The organism is Roseibium sp. AWQ4_290 (genome assembly GCF_056160985.1).
This window is the reverse complement of record NZ_JBSWYG010000108.1, coordinates 1-231: the sequence shown is the minus strand read 5'-3', so window position 1 is coordinate 231 and position 231 is coordinate 1. Positions and strand designations below refer to the sequence as shown.

Below are 231 nucleotides of genomic sequence, written 5' to 3'. Positions count from 1 at the left end.
GGCTACGCCGGGTTCAACGGCCTGTTCGGGGAGAACAAAGCTCGGGAGATGGCCTGCATGGCCCATATCCGGCGCAAGTTCGTCGATGTGCACGCATCCCAAGGATCATCGGTTGCCGGCGAGGCCATTCAGCGCATTGCCGGGCTGTACGAAATCGAAAAGAAGGCACGCGGAAAACCTCCACCGGAGCGCACCGCCTTACGGCAAGCACACGCCAAACCTATCTTCAAT

1 protein-coding gene is annotated in these 231 nt (G+C 59.7%); it reads left to right on the top strand.

Annotated features, from left to right (window positions below; translation table 11 throughout):
* On the top strand, nt 1–231 hold a 231-nt coding region (locus ACXAH0_RS25340; protein ID WP_475196113.1), incomplete at both ends, for an IS66 family transposase.